The sequence below is a fragment of the Variovorax sp. GW821-FHT09D05 genome (assembly GCF_059416325.1).
This window is the reverse complement of the sequence record NZ_JBWKOZ010000005.1, coordinates 188,593-202,326: the sequence shown is the minus strand read 5'-3', so window position 1 is coordinate 202,326 and position 13,734 is coordinate 188,593. Positions and strand designations below refer to the sequence as shown.

The following is a 13,734-nucleotide window of genomic DNA, read 5'->3' as shown; positions in this document are numbered from 1 at the left end:
AAGGCCGCGGCCTGCGCCCGCTCAGTCCGCGGCGAGCCCCAATCGGGCGACATGCGGCGGCGTGTGCAGCGCCTTCTCCTTGCGCACGAACGCGGACCGCAATGCGCGGTGCGGCTCGCTGGCATCGAAGAAATTGCGGCGCATGTGCGCCAGTTCTTCATCGCGGTACTGCTGCAGCGGCTTTGCGGCTTCGTCTTGCGCGCGCGCCGCCTGCTTCTTCGCGATGCGCGCGGCCAGGTCCGGCGAGGCGGCCAGTTGCGCGGCCAGCCGCGTCACTTCATCGCCCAACTCTTCCGGCGCGGCCTGCAGCACGCGCTCGGCCATGCCGAGTTCGACGGCGCGCCTGGCGCTCACGGGCAGGGCCGATTGGGTCAAACGCTGCGCCTCGGCGGCGCCGACGCGGCGCGGCAGGGTGTAAGTCCAGTATTCGGAGCCGTGCAGGCCCATCAGCGTGTAGTGCGGGTTGAGCACGGCGCCGTCGCGGCACCACACTTCGTCGGCCGCCAGCGCGAGCATCACGCCGCCAGCCGCCGCATTGCCGCCGAGCGCCGACACGGTGAGCCGGTCGGTGGTGCTCAGCACCGCCTCGACCAGGTCGTTCATCGCGTGGATGTTGGCCCACGACTCCTCGGCCGGGTCGTCGGCCGCCTCGATCACGTTGAGGTGGATGCCGTTGGAGAAAAAATCGCGCAGGCCGCCCAGCACCAGCACCGAGGTCGGACGGGTGCAGGCGAAGCGATAGGCCTGCAGCAGCCGGCGGCACTGCACGGTGCTCATCGCGCCGCCTGGGAATGAAAAGTTCAGCACGCCGACCGCGCCATGCTCGCTGTAGCGGATGTCGGACCAGGTGCGGCGTCCGGCCGGCAACTGCAGCGGTGCTGGCACCTCCGGCACTTCGAAGGGCAGCAGCTCGCCGAGCGCCTGCACGGCCGGCAGCTTGTAGCTGGGCAGCCGTGAGCCGGGCTCGCGCCAGGGGCGCAGTTGCGCGATCCATACCGCGCCGTCGACGGTGGCTCGGCAGACGGCACCGGCGCGGGTGGCGATCAGTTCGCCGGGCTTGTTGCCGCGCAGTTCGTCTTCGGGATGGCCGCCGTGCAGGTACCACTGCGCGCCCAGTAGTTCGTCGAGCACGCCGGGCTGCGAATCGGCCGCGCGCAACTGGCGCAGCACAAACTCGGTCGTGTCGGTCGCCCAGTCGATGCGGCGCTGCGCCTGCTTCATGAAGGGCCGCCAGCCGGCGGCAAGGGCTGCGGTCTTCTGCTTCTGGGGCTTGTACTTGCCCGAGGCGAAGCGCTCCACCGCCAGCAGCACCGCGTCGAGTGCGGCGTCGGCCACCTCGCCGCGGTAGAGGTCGCTCTTGCCGGCCAGCGGCGGCACCTTCAGCGGCGACCATGCCCAGACATCGCCCGCATCCATTTCGGCCACGGCCTCGAGCACGGTGACGCCCCAGCTTTCGAAGCCGCCCTGCAGCGTCCAGTCGAGCGACGAAGGCCCCCGGTCGCCCGGCGGGCCGGGATGCACGATCAGGCAGGTGTGGGCGGTCCAGATGTCCTGGGGAATGGCGGTGGTCAGCATCGGCGCCACGATGAGCTGGGGCGAATGCAGCCGCACGGCTTCGCGCAGGGCCAAGTCATTGCCGAGCGCCAGCTCCACCCCGACGGTGTGGCCGCGGTCCTGGAGTTCGGCGAGAACCCGTTGCGTCAGGCTGTTGAACGCGCTTGCGACAAGCAGGATGTGCATCGGACGGACCTCGGTAATTTCGGTGACCAAATGTCAATGAATGTCAAAAATGTATCGGGATCCTTTGTTCCGGATAAGTTGAGCGAAAGTTCGCATCGGCATGACCCACCCGTCCGCGGCCTGCTGCACGGCCGGGTGGCAGTCCACAATGAACGACTCATGCATTCCCCGCTGAACCTCACCCGCTTCCGCCCACGCCTGATGGACGCGCTCGCGGGATACGACCGCGAGCGCTTCTTCAAGGACCTGGGCGCGGGCGCCACGGTCGGCATCGTCGCGCTGCCGCTGGCCATGGCCTTTGCCATCGCCTCGGGGCTCAAGCCCGAGGCGGGCATCTGGACGGCGATCATCGCGGGCTTCCTGATCTCGCTGCTGGGCGGCTCGGCGGTGCAGATCGGCGGGCCGGCGGGGGCGTTCATCGTGATCGTCTACGGCATCGTCGAGCGCTATGGCGTAGCCAACCTGCTGATCGCCACCGCGTGCGCGGGCGTGCTGCTGTTCATGGCGGGGTTGTTCGGGCTGGGGCGGCTGGTGCGCTTCGTGCCGCTGTCGATCGTGGTGGGCTTCACCAATGGCATCGCGGTGTTGATATTGCTGTCGCAGTTGAAAGATCTGCTCGGGCTGACGGTGGCGAAGATGCCGGCCGACGTGTTCTCGCAGCTGCATGCGATGGCGCTGCAAATCAGCACTTTCAACCCCTATGCCTTCGGGCTCGGCATTGCCTGCGTGGCCGGGCTGCTGCTGTGGCCGTTGCTGCTGAGCAGCGACTCGAAGGTGGGCACCGCGGTGCTGCGCGTCGCTGGCCGGGTGGCGCGCACGCGCGCCGTGCAGGTGGGCGCGCGCATGCCGGGGCCCATCGTGGCGCTGGTCACGCTCACGCTGGTGTCATGGGGCTTCGAGCTGCCGGTGGAAACCATCGGCACGCGCTTCGGCGGCATTCCCGAAGGCGTGCCGGCCTTCGCGCTGCCCGATTTCTCGTGGGAGACGGTGAAGCAGCTCGTGACGCCCACGCTGACCATCGCGCTGCTCGGCGCCATCGAGTCGCTGCTGTGCGCGCGCGTGTCCGACCAGCTCAGCGGCCAGCCGCGCCACGACCCCAACCAGGAGTTGATGGCGCAGGGCATCGCGAACATCGTCACGCCCTTCTTCGGCGGCATGCCGGCCACCGGCACCATCGCGCGCACCGTGACCAACATCCGCTCGGGCGGCACCTCGCCGATCGCGGGCATCGTGCATGCGATCACGCTGCTGGCGGTGGTGCTGCTGGCCGCGCCGCTGGCGCGCCACGTGCCGCTCGCGGTGCTGGCAGGCATCCTGGTGTTCGTGGGCCTGAACATGGGCGAATGGCGCGAGTTCACGCCCACGCAGCTGCGGCATTTCAGCCGGCATTACCGGCTGCTGATGCTGGGCACCTTCTTCCTCACCGTGGTGTTCGACCTGACGGTGGCGGTGCAGGTGGGCATCGTGCTGGCCTGCGCCCTCTTCATCCGGCGCATGAACGGGCTGTTCAGCGTCGAACTGGTCACGCTGCAGCCGCCGGTGCTCACCTACAGCCTATACGGCGCGCTGTTCTTCGGCGCGGCGGCCAAGCTCGACGAGGCGGTGAACGCCGCCGAGCGCGCGCCGCGCGGCATGACGGTGGTGCTGGACGCCACGCACCTGATCTACATCGACGCCACCGGTGTCGATGCGCTGCGGCAACTGCACCGGGCGGTGCTGGCGCGCGACGGATTGTTGCGCATCGAGTCGTTGCAGCCGCAACCGCTCGAGGTGCTGGTGCGTTCGGGCTTTGCCGAGGAATTGACGACGGGCCAGCCCGGCGCGTCGCATGGCGCATAGCCGCTAAGGAAGCTACGGGGCTTCGGTACCCCGGTCAGGCGAAGAGCCGCTGCGCACCACGCGCTGGTCGTCGTTCAGCGTGGCGGTGAAGACCATGGCCGAGTTCGGCGGCTGCACCCAGCGCCATTCCCATTCGGTCTCGCGCTTGAGCGCATAGGTCGTGACCTTGGCAGGCTTGCCCAGCATCTTGCGCAGGTCTTCCATCATCATGCCGGGCTGCACCTTGGCGAAGTTCTCGGGCGTGAGCACCTGGCGCAGCGCGCTCATCTTGCCGTCGGCACCGATGGTGATCATGTAGTTCTTCTGGCCCGCCGGCTGGCGGTTGTACTCGAACACGCGGCCACCGCCGGGGGCGTCCCAGACGTTCTCGGGCTGGCCGAAACGGGCTCGCACGTCGGCCTCTGTGGACACGCCCTCTTCAAGCTCGGAGATGTTCTTCGAGTCGCATCCCACGAGAGCCATCACCGCCGCCAGAAACCCTGTTGCCATGCCGATCTGCCATCCTCGCCGTTGCTTCATGCCGTCCCCGGTAAAATTCGCGTCATAAAGGTCCAGTCTATGTCCATCTTCCGCCGCCCCCACTACACCTCCGAGATCACGAACTTCATCGAGGAGATGAAGGAAAAGAAGCCAACGCTGGAAGCCGAACAGCGCGCCGGCCGCGCCCTCCTCTGGGACAAGCACCTCGACCGCAGCCTGCTGGAGGAGTACAGCGAAGCCCGCGTACCGATGCAGCCGTACGTCTACCAGACCCAGGCCAAGTAATTCCCCGATGCCGATTTCCCGATGCCGATTTGGCAGCAAGCTCCCGTCCGCATTGCGCTGGTCGCTATTGAAACGATAGCAATGACCCAATGAAGAGCGACGAGGACAACGGCACGCTGGTGGTCGACATGCCCGACGTGGTCGACCAGGTCGCGCTCGCGAGGCTCTATGGCGAGCCGCTGTTCGCGATGCCGAAGGACCTGTACATCCCGCCCGAGGCGCTGCAGGTGTTCCTGGAGGCCTTCGAAGGCCCGCTGGACTTGCTGCTCTACCTGATCCGCAAGCAGAACTTCAACATCCTCGACATCCCGATGGCGGGGCTCACGCGGCAGTACCTGAGCTACGTCGACGAGATCCGCCAGACCAACCTCGAACTCGCGGCCGAATATCTGCTGATGGCCGCGATGCTGATCGAGATCAAGTCGCGCATGCTGCTGCCGCCCAAGAAGGTGGCCGACGGCGAAGAGGCCGAAGATCCGCGCGCCGAGCTCGTGCGCCGCCTGCTCGAATACGAGCAGACCAAGCTGCAGGCCGCCGCCCTCAGCGCCACGCCCACGTACGGACGCGACTTCTGGAAGGCGCAGGTCTACATCGAGCAGTCGTTGAAGCCGCGCTTCCCCGACGTGGACGTGGTCGAGCTGCGCGATGCGTGGGCCGACATCATGAAGCGCGCCAAGCTCGTGCAGCACCACAAGATCTCGCGCGAAGAGCTCAACGTGCGCGAGCACATGAGCATCGTGCTGCGCCACCTGCAGGGGCAGCGCTTCGTCGAATTCGAGAAGCTGTTCGACGTGTCGCGCGGTACGCCCGTGCTCATCGTCACCTTCATCGCGATGCTGGAGCTCGCGAAGGAAACGCTGATCGAAATCACGCAGGCCGAGGCCTTCGCCCCTATCTACGTCAGATTGGCTTATTCGCCAGCCTGACCCAACCGGTCCCCATACCCAGTGACTTCCGCCGTGCGCGACTTCGACGTCCTCATCGTCGGCAGCGGCCTGGCCGGCCTCTCGGCCGCGCTGCACCTGGCGCCCACGCACCGCGTGGCCGTGCTGACCAAGCGCGCGCTGAACGACGGCTCCAGCGCCTGGGCGCAGGGCGGCATCGCGGCCGTGCTGGCGGCGGGCGACAGCTTCGATGCGCACGTGGAAGACACGCTGGTGGCCGGCGCCGGCCTGTGCGACCCCGAGGCCACGCGCTTCGTGGTCGAGCACGCACCCCAGGCCATCGGCTGGCTGCGCGAGCTGGGCGTGCCCTTTTCCGAGGACGACGGCGGCCTGCACCTGACGCGCGAAGGCGGCCACAGCCAGCGCCGCATCGTGCACGTGACCGACGCCACCGGCGCGGCAGTGCAGCAGGTGCTGATCGAGCGGGTGCGGCGCACGCCGAACATCACGCTGTTCGAGCACCACACGCTGGTCGACCTGATCACCGGGCCCAAGATCGGGCTGAATGACCCGGCCTGCCTGGGCCTCTACGCGCTGGACGACGAGACCGACGAGGTGCTGGCCTTCCGCGCGCCGCACACCATCCTGGCCACCGGCGGTGCGGGCAAGGTGTACCTGTACACCACCAACCCCGACACCGCCACCGGCGACGGCATTGCCGCCGCGTGGCGCGCGGGCTGCCGGGTGTCGAACATGGAGTTCATCCAGTTCCACCCGACCTGCCTGTATCACCCGCATGCAAAGTCTTTCCTGATCAGCGAAGCGGTGCGCGGCGAAGGCGGGCTGCTCAAGCTTCCCGACGGAACCCGCTTCATGCCGAAGCACGACGAGCGCGCCGAACTCGCACCGCGCGACGTGGTGGCCCGCGCGATCGACTTCGAGATGAAGAAGCATGGCCTCGACTGCGTGCACCTCGACATCTCGCACCAGCCGGCCGCGTTCCTGAAAGAGCACTTTCCCAACATCCTCGCGCGCTGCCTGGAGCTGGGCATCGACATCACGCGCGAGCCCATTCCCGTGGTGCCGGCCGCGCACTACACCTGTGGCGGCGTGCTCAGCGACCTGAGCGGGCGCACCGACATCCCGGGCCTCTACGCCATCGGCGAGACCGCCTGCACCGGCCTGCACGGCGCCAACCGCCTGGCCAGCAACTCGCTGGTCGAGTGCATGGTGTTCGCGCGCGCCGCGGCCAGCGCCATCGCATCGGCGCCGGTGCGCGAGCTCGCCGAGCTGCCCGCCTGGGACGACAGCCGCGTCACCGATGCCGATGAAGCCGTGGTCATCTCGCACAACTGGGACGAGCTGCGCCGCTTCATGTGGGACTACGTCGGCATCGTGCGCACCAACAAGCGCCTGGAGCGCGCGAGCCATCGCATCGCGCTGCTGCAGGCCGAGATCCAGGAGTTCTATGCGAACTTCCACGTCACGCGCGACCTGCTCGAACTGCGCAACCTGGTGCAGGTGGCCGAGCTGATCGTTCGTTCCGCGCAGGCCCGCCACGAGAGCCGTGGCCTGCATTTCAGCCGCGACTATCCTTCGCTCGCCGAGCCCACCGCACCCACGGTGCTGGTGCCGCCGGACGACCGATAGCCCCACCCGCTTCGTTTTCTTCACTCAAGGATGCCCGGCCACCGACGCCCGCAGGGAGAAACCCAACCATGTCGAACACCACGCCCCCAATCACCGACACGCCGCCCGCTTCGCCCTACGGCACGCTGCCGCCGGCCTCCCCGCCTGCATCGCGCAAGCCCGTGAGCCTGCCGCGCCTGGCCGACATGCATGCGCGCGGCGAGAAGATCGCGATGCTCACGGCCTACGACGCCACCTTCGCGGCCATGGCCGACGCCGCGGGCATCGACTGCCTGCTGGTCGGCGATTCGCTCGGCATGGTCTGCCAGGGCCTGAACAGCACGGTGGGCGTGAGCCTGGACACCATGCGCTATCACACCGACAGCGTCTCGCGCGGCCTGCGCCGCGTGCAGGGCACGACCTGGCTGATTGCCGACCTGCCCTTCGGCAGCTACCAGGAATCGCGCGAACAGGCGCTGCGCAGCGCCACGGTGCTGATGCAGGCCGGCGCGCACATGGTCAAGCTCGAAGGCGGCGGCTGGACCACCGACACGGTGCGCTTCCTGGTCGAGCGCGGCATCCCGGTGTGCGCCCACCTCGGCCTGACGCCGCAGACGGTGCATGCACTGGGCGGCTACCGCGTGCAGGGCAAGGGCGACGCCGCCGGCGCGCTGCTGAAGCAGCAGGCCTACGCGCTGCAGGACGCGGGCGCCGCAATGCTGGTGCTCGAAATGGTGCCGGCCGCGCTGGCCGCCGAGCTCACCGCCGAACTGAATCACTGCGCCACCATCGGCATCGGCGCCGGCAAGGCCACCGCCGGGCAGGTGCTGGTATTGCACGACATGCTTGGCATCAACCTCGGGAAGATGCCGAAGTTCGTGCGCAACTTCATGGCCGACGCGCCGGGCGTGCTGCCCGCCCTCAGGGCCTACGTGCAGGCCGTCAAGGACGGCAGCTTCCCCGACGACCGACTCCACGCCTGGTAAGGAAGGAAACCCTCATGTACATCGCACACACCATCGCCGAACTTCGCGACCACCTGGCCGCCTTCAAGCGCCCCGCCTTCGTTCCCACCATGGGCAACCTGCACGACGGCCACCTGGCCCTGGTGAAGCAGGCCAAGCCACTGGGCGACGTGACGGTGGCCAGCATCTTCGTGAACCGCCTGCAGTTCCTGCCGCACGAAGACTTCGACACCTACCCGCGCACCTGGGACAGCGACTGCGAGAAGCTGCGCACCGCCGGCTGCGACGTGCTGTTCGCGCCCGACGAGAAGGCGCTCTACCCCGAGCCGCAGACCTGCAAGGTGCACCCCGACCCGGCGCTGGCCGACATCCTCGAAGGGCATTTCCGCCCCGGCTTCTTCATCGGCGTGTGCACGGTGGTGATGAAGCTCTTCCAGTGCGTGCAGCCGCGCGTGGCCGTGTTCGGCAAGAAGGACTACCAGCAGCTGATGATGATCCGGCACATGGTGCGGCAGTTCGCGCTGCCCATCGAGATCGTGGGCAGCGAGACCTTCCGCGCCGACGACGGCCTCGCGCTGTCGTCGCGCAACGGCTACCTGAGCGAAAGCGAACGCGCCGAGGCGGTGCAGCTGTCGAAGGCGCTGAAGGCAATGGCCGAGGCGGTGCGCGCGGGCGAGCGCGACCTGGCCGCGATCGAAGCGCGGGCCATGCAGATGCTCACGCAACGCGGCTGGCAGCCGGACTATCTTGTGCTGCGGCGCCGCGCCGACCTGCAGGCACCGGCCGCGGGTGAACCGCTCGTGGCGCTGGCTGCTGCACGCCTGGGCAGCACGCGGCTGATCGACAACCTCGAGATCGACACACCGGCCTCATGACTTACAGCGTCAAAGAAATCTTCTACACCCTGCAAGGCGAAGGCGGCCAGGCGGGCATGCCGGCCGTGTTCTGTCGCTTTGCAGGCTGCAACCTCTGGACGGGCCGCGAGGAAGATCGAGCCTCCGCCGTCTGCCGTTTCTGCGACACCGACTTCGTGGGCACCGACGGCACGCTGGGCGGCAAGTTCAAGACCGCCGACCTGCTTGCCGACACCATCGCCGCGCAATGGCCAGCCGTAGATGCCGACCATCGCCTCGTGGTTCTGACCGGCGGCGAGCCGTTGCTGCAGGTAGACGCCGCGCTGGTCGACGCGCTGCACGCGCGGAGCTTCCGCATCGCAGTCGAGAGCAACGGCACGGTCGAGGCGCCCGAAGGCATCGACTGGCTGTGCATCAGCCCCAAGGCCGGCGCGCCATGGGTGCAGCAGCGCGGCCAGGAGCTGAAGCTGGTGTGGCCGCAGACCGAGTTCGACCTCGACACGATGGCGCGCACGGGCGAGTTCACGCACCGCTTTTTGCAGCCGATGGACGGCCCCGACCGGGTCGCGAACACCGAGCTTTGCATTGCCGAATGCATGAAGCAGCCGGTTTGGCGCCTGAGCGTGCAGACGCACAAGATCACCGGGATCCGCTGACACTGCGGCCCTTTTTCCTCTGAGTTTCTTTTTTTGACGATGCGATTCACCATCAGCCAACGCTTTTTCTTCGACGCCGCCCACACACTGAAGCGCGAGATCGAAGTCGAAGGCAGCCGCCGTATCCACGGCCACACGTACCACGCGGAGGTGTGGCTTGCAGGGGAGCGCGATCCAGTGACGGGGATGGTGATCGACCTGGGGCTACTGCGCCGGCGATTGGAAGATGTGCGCGAGCAGCTCGATCATCACCTGCTGGACGACGTGGCCGGACTGCATCCGCCGACACTGGAGAACCTGTGCGTGTTCATTGCGGATGCGCTGCCGGACTTGCGGCCCTCGCTGGCCCGCGTGCGTGTGTGGCGCGAGGCGCTGGGCGACAGCTGCACCGTGGACTTCTAGGTTTTTCTCCCTCCCCCAGAGGGGGAAGGAGCAAGACAGGGTCAGGCGGCGCCGATGCCTGCTACCAAGCTGCCGGGCGCCTGCCCGTTCTTCAGCCCGGCAGTAAACGCCAGCATCCGGTCGATCGGCACGCGCGCCCGCAGGCCCAGCGCCGGGTCGACATGGATCTCGCCCGCGCCCGTTTCCAGCGCATTCGCCAGCTCGACCAGCCCGTTCATCGCCATCCACGGGCAATGAGCGCAGCTCTTGCAGGTGCCGCCGTTGCCGGCCGTGGGCGCCTCGATGAAGGTCTTGCCGGGGTTCAGCGTGCGCAGCTTGTGCAGCATGCCGCTGTCGGTGGCAACGATGAATTCGCTGGCATCCATACGCTGCGCCGCGTTCAGGATGGCCGAGGTGGAGCCCACCGCGTCTGCCAGCGCAATCACGTCAGACGGGGACTCGGGGTGCACCAGCACCTTCGCCTTCGGATGCTCCTTCATGAGCAGTTCGAGCTCCAGCGCCTTGAACTCGTCGTGCACGATGCAGGCGCCGTTCCAGCTGACCATGTCCGCGCCGGTCTGGCGCTGGATGTAGTCGCCCAGGTGGCGGTCGGGGCCCCAGAGAATCTTCTGCCCCGCCGCGTGCAGCGCGTTCACCACGTCGAGCGCGCAGCTGGAGGTGACCAGCCAGTCGGCGCGCGCCTTCACGGCCGCGCTGGTGTTGGCGTAGACGACCACGGTGCGGTCGGGGTGCTGGTCGCAGAAGGCGCTGAACTGCTCGACCGGGCATCCCAGGTCGAGCGAGCAGTTCGCATCGAGGTCGGGCATCAGCACGCGCTTTTCGGGCGAGAGGATCTTCGAGGTCTCGCCCATGAAGCGCACGCCCGACACCACCAGCGTCTGCGCGGCGTGGTCGCGGCCGAAGCGCGCCATTTCGAGCGAATCGCTCACGATGCCACCGGTTTCCTCGGCAAGGTCCTGCAGGTCGGGGTGCACGTAGAAGTGCGACACCATCACCGCGTTGCGTTCGCGCAGCAGGCGGCGGATGCGCTCCTTCAGCGCGATGCGCTCATCGGGCGAAGGCTCGGCCGGCACTCGGGCCCAGGCGTGGCGCGTGTCGCAGACGGCGCCGGCCTTTGCGGCGGGCTGCTCGTAGTCGACGTCGATGACCGGAGACGACATGGGCGGATCAGCTTTCCAGAAAACGCATCGAGTAGTCGATGGCTTTGACATCCTTGGTCAATGCGCCGACCGAAATACGGTCTACACCGGTTTCGGCCAGTGCGCGCAGACCGTCCAGTGTGACGCCACCGGATATCTCCAGCACGGCCTTGCGGTCTTCGCCGGCTTCGTCGTTGATGCGCACGGCCTCGCGCAGCGTGGGCAAGTCCATGTTGTCGAGCAGCACCATGCGCGCGCCTGCTTCCAGCGCTTCGCGCAGCTGGGTCAGCGTTTCGACCTCGACTTCGACGAAGGCGGCCTGCGAGGCAACCGGCGCCACCGCGCGCAGGGCCGCAGCCACACCACCGGCTGCGGCGATATGGTTTTCCTTGATGAGCACCGCGTCGTACAGGCCGATGCGGTGGTTCAGGCCACCGCCGGTGCGCACCGCGTACTTCTGCGCGAGGCGCAGGCCCGGAATGGTCTTGCGGGTGTCGACGATGCGGGCGCGCGTGCCGCGCACGGCGTCGGCGTAGAGGGCGGTCTTGGTGGCGACCGCGCTCAGCAACTGCAGGAAGTTGAGCGAAGTGCGCTCGGCCGTCAGCAGCGCGCGGGCGGCGCCTTCGATTTCGAGCACGGTCTGGTCGGCCGCGCAGCGTTCGCCTTCGGCACACAGCCAGTGGATACGCACTTGCGGATCGAGCTGCCGCAGCGTGGCCTCGACCCAGGGTGCGCCGCACACGACGGCGGATTCGCGCGCCAGCACGCGGGCGCGGGCAGTGCGGGCCGGGTCGACCAGCGACGCGGTGAGGTCGCCGTCGGCGACGTCTTCCTGCAATGCGCGGGTGGCATCGGACAGGGCCAGCGCGGCCACGGCCGACGCTGAAAAATCAAAGCGAAGGCTCATGGCTCTTTGTCTCTGCGTTTTTTTATTAAGAGGAATGGCGAGGAGAAGCCGCAGCGCCGGGCGGCACGGATTCCGGCACCGGGTCGCGGCCGGTCAGGGCGGCCACCGCGTCTTGCGGGCTCACGCGGCCATCGAGCAGCGCGACCACGCCTTCGGCGATCGGCATCTCGATGCCGAGGCCACGCGCGCGCTGCACCACGGTGCGGGCGCAGTACACGCCTTCGGCCACGTGGCCCAGCGAATCGACGGCCTGCGCCAGCGTGCGGCCCTGGGCCAGCAGCAGGCCGACCTTGCGGTTGCGCGACAGGTCTCCGGTGGAGGTCAGCACCAGGTCGCCCAGGCCCGAAAGGCCCATGAAGGTTTCGGCGCGGGCGCCCAGCGCGAGGCCGAAGCGCGTCATTTCTGCGAGGCCCCGGGTGATGAGCGCCGCACGGGCGTTGAGCCCGAGCGCGAGGCCGTCGCACAGGCCGGTGGCGATGGCCAGCACGTTCTTCACCGCGCCGCCCACTTCCACGCCCACGATGTCCTCGTTGGCGTAGACGCGCAGCGCGGGGCCGTGGAAGGCGTCGACCAGCGTGTCGCGCACGGCGGCATGCGGGCTGGCGGCCACCAGCGCGGTCGGGCGCCCTTCGGCGACCTCCTGCGCGAAGCTGGGGCCGCTGAGCACGCCCGCTCTCAAATCAGGAGCAACCTGCATCCATATTTCGTGGGCGAGCAGGCCGAAGGATGCGGGTGAGGCGTCAAGTGCGGGCTCAACGCCCTTGCACAGCCACGCCACCGCCGCAGTAGTGCCACGCAGTGCAATGAGCTGTTCACGCAGGGCAGCCATGGGGGTGGCCACGATGACGAGGTCGGCGCCGGCCTGCGCCTGGCCGATGTCGCCCGCGCGCACGGCGAGCGAGGCCGGCAGTGCCAGCCCGGGCAGGTAGCGGGTGTTTTCACGCGCGGCCGACATGGCGTCGGCCTGGGCGGCATCGCGCGCCCAGAGCGTGACCTCGTGGCGAGCCGCCGCGTTGACAGCGACTGCCGTGCCCCAGGCACCGGCGCCATGAACGCAGATCTTCATCGGCGTTGGCGACATCGAGGGCGTTGGGCGCTGTTTACTGCGCCAGGGTCGGCGCAGCCTGGCCGGCGGCCTGCGCCTGCTGCTGCTCGTACATCGCCTGGAAGTTGATTTCAGCCAAGTGCACGGGCGGGAAGCCGCCGCGCTGGATCACGTCGGCCACGTTGCCGCGCAGGTACGGGTAGACGATCTGCGGGCAGGCGATGCCCAGGATGGCGCCCATCTGCTCTTCCGGCAGGTGGCGGATTTCGAAGATGCCGGCCTGCTTGGCTTCGACCAGGAACACGGTCTTGTCGCCGATCTTGGTCTGCACGGTGGCCGACACGGTGATCTCGAAGATGCCGTCGGTCACGGGCTGGGCGTCCACGCCGAGCTGGATGTCGACGGTGGGCTGCTCCTGCTCCAGCAGGATCGCGGGCGAATTGGGTTGTTCGAGCGACAGGTCCTTGAGGTAGACGCGCTGGATCTGGAAAACGGGATCTTGGGCTTGCTGGTCGGCCATGGCTGAACTTTCGAGGATCAAAACAATGCCCGCCGGGGAGAGGTTCCCGCAGCGGGCTGCAGATGGATGAGCGAACGATTATCGCCCGGCGACCGCGCCACTTCCGTGACGCCGGTTGCTTTGTGTTTCAGGCGCTCTGCAGCAGGGGCACGAGGCCGCCGCGGCTGTCGAGGGCCATCAGGTCGTCGCAGCCACCCACGTGGGTGTCGCCGATGAAGATCTGCGGCACCGTGCGGCGCTGGGTGATTTCCATCATGGTGTTGCGGGCCTGGGGGTCGGTGTCGATGCGGATCTCTTCGATCTGCTCGACGCCCTTGGACTTCAGGATTTGCTTCGCACGCGTGCAGTAGGGGCAAACGGCGGTGGTGTACATCTTGACTGCTTGCATA

15 protein-coding genes are annotated in these 13,734 nt (G+C 67.9%); 8 read left to right on the top strand and 7 right to left on the bottom strand.

Annotated features, from left to right (window positions below; all coding sequences use genetic code 11):
- Nucleotides 1–21 precede the first annotated feature (21 nt).
- On the bottom strand, nt 22–1,740 hold the full coding sequence (locus AC07O3_RS15280; RefSeq protein ID WP_093178697.1) for an enoyl-CoA hydratase-related protein: 1,719 nt from the start codon (nt 1,738–1,740) through the stop codon (nt 22–24).
- A 159-nt stretch (nt 1,741–1,899) separates the two neighbouring features.
- Between AC07O3_RS15280 and AC07O3_RS15275 the strand changes: the two genes are divergently transcribed.
- On the top strand, nt 1,900–3,579 hold the full coding sequence (locus tag AC07O3_RS15275) for a SulP family inorganic anion transporter (RefSeq protein WP_354337692.1): 1,680 nt from the start codon (nt 1,900–1,902) through the stop codon (nt 3,577–3,579).
- Nucleotides 3,580–3,591: 12 nt separating this feature from the next.
- On the opposite strand, the gene AC07O3_RS15270 is transcribed toward AC07O3_RS15275, so the two are convergent.
- On the bottom strand, nt 3,592–4,068 hold the full coding sequence (locus AC07O3_RS15270) for an outer membrane protein assembly factor BamE (RefSeq protein WP_495339719.1): 477 nt from the start codon (nt 4,066–4,068) through the stop codon (nt 3,592–3,594).
- A 69-nt stretch (nt 4,069–4,137) separates the two neighbouring features.
- On the opposite strand from AC07O3_RS15270, the gene AC07O3_RS15265 reads away from it, so the two are divergent.
- From AC07O3_RS15265 to AC07O3_RS15235, 7 genes are all read left to right on the top strand, one after another.
- Entirely contained in the window at nt 4,138–4,344 is a 207-nt protein-coding gene (locus AC07O3_RS15265) for a DUF3460 family protein (protein WP_093058036.1), read from the top strand.
- 89 nt (nt 4,345–4,433) lie between these two features.
- Nucleotides 4,434–5,270 carry a segregation and condensation protein A gene (locus AC07O3_RS15260; RefSeq protein WP_093058037.1) on the top strand — a complete coding sequence of 279 codons (837 nt, stop codon included), beginning with the start codon at nt 4,434–4,436 and terminating at the stop codon, nt 5,268–5,270.
- Between the two features lie 33 nt (nt 5,271–5,303).
- Nucleotides 5,304–6,878, top strand: a complete 1,575-nt coding sequence (nadB, locus tag AC07O3_RS15255) for an L-aspartate oxidase (protein ID WP_495339877.1) — start codon at nt 5,304–5,306, stop codon at nt 6,876–6,878.
- Nucleotides 6,879–6,946: 68 nt separating this feature from the next.
- Complete coding sequence (gene panB, locus AC07O3_RS15250; RefSeq protein ID WP_495339718.1) at nt 6,947–7,843, top strand: 3-methyl-2-oxobutanoate hydroxymethyltransferase; 897 nt, start codon at nt 6,947–6,949, stop codon at nt 7,841–7,843.
- Between the two features lie 14 nt (nt 7,844–7,857).
- Nucleotides 7,858–8,697 carry a pantoate--beta-alanine ligase gene (gene panC / locus AC07O3_RS15245; RefSeq protein ID WP_307616252.1) on the top strand — a complete coding sequence of 280 codons (840 nt, stop codon included), beginning with the start codon at nt 7,858–7,860 and terminating at the stop codon, nt 8,695–8,697.
- Nucleotides 8,694–9,332: a 7-carboxy-7-deazaguanine synthase gene (queE, locus tag AC07O3_RS15240; RefSeq protein ID WP_097198218.1), complete on the top strand. Its 639-nt coding sequence runs from the start codon at nt 8,694–8,696 to the stop codon at nt 9,330–9,332. The genes panC and queE overlap by 4 nt, the downstream gene beginning before the upstream one ends.
- 39 nt (nt 9,333–9,371) lie before the next feature.
- Nucleotides 9,372–9,734, top strand: a complete 363-nt coding sequence (locus AC07O3_RS15235) for a 6-carboxytetrahydropterin synthase (protein WP_093058042.1) — start codon at nt 9,372–9,374, stop codon at nt 9,732–9,734.
- Between the two features lie 41 nt (nt 9,735–9,775).
- On the opposite strand, the gene nadA is transcribed toward AC07O3_RS15235, so the two are convergent.
- The 5 genes from nadA to grxC all read right to left on the bottom strand — a co-directional run bounded on the left by nadA (nt 9,776) and on the right by grxC (nt 13,733).
- Nucleotides 9,776–10,894 (bottom strand): quinolinate synthase NadA, encoded by a 1,119-nt coding sequence (gene nadA, locus AC07O3_RS15230; protein WP_489016506.1) that lies wholly within the window; start codon nt 10,892–10,894, stop codon nt 9,776–9,778.
- A gap of 7 nt (nt 10,895–10,901) precedes the next feature.
- Nucleotides 10,902–11,780, bottom strand: a complete 879-nt coding sequence (gene nadC, locus AC07O3_RS15225) for a carboxylating nicotinate-nucleotide diphosphorylase (protein ID WP_093058044.1) — start codon at nt 11,778–11,780, stop codon at nt 10,902–10,904.
- A gap of 25 nt (nt 11,781–11,805) precedes the next feature.
- Nucleotides 11,806–12,846 (bottom strand): NAD(P)H-dependent glycerol-3-phosphate dehydrogenase, encoded by a 1,041-nt coding sequence (locus AC07O3_RS15220; RefSeq protein ID WP_495339717.1) that lies wholly within the window; start codon nt 12,844–12,846, stop codon nt 11,806–11,808.
- 34 nt (nt 12,847–12,880) lie between these two features.
- On the bottom strand, nt 12,881–13,345 hold the full coding sequence (secB, locus tag AC07O3_RS15215; protein WP_093058046.1) for a protein-export chaperone SecB: 465 nt from the start codon (nt 13,343–13,345) through the stop codon (nt 12,881–12,883).
- A gap of 127 nt (nt 13,346–13,472) precedes the next feature.
- A complete protein-coding gene (gene grxC / locus AC07O3_RS15210) occupies nt 13,473–13,733 on the bottom strand; it encodes a glutaredoxin 3 (RefSeq protein ID WP_093058047.1) in 261 nt (86 codons plus the stop codon).
- Nucleotide 13,734 lies beyond the last annotated feature (1 nt).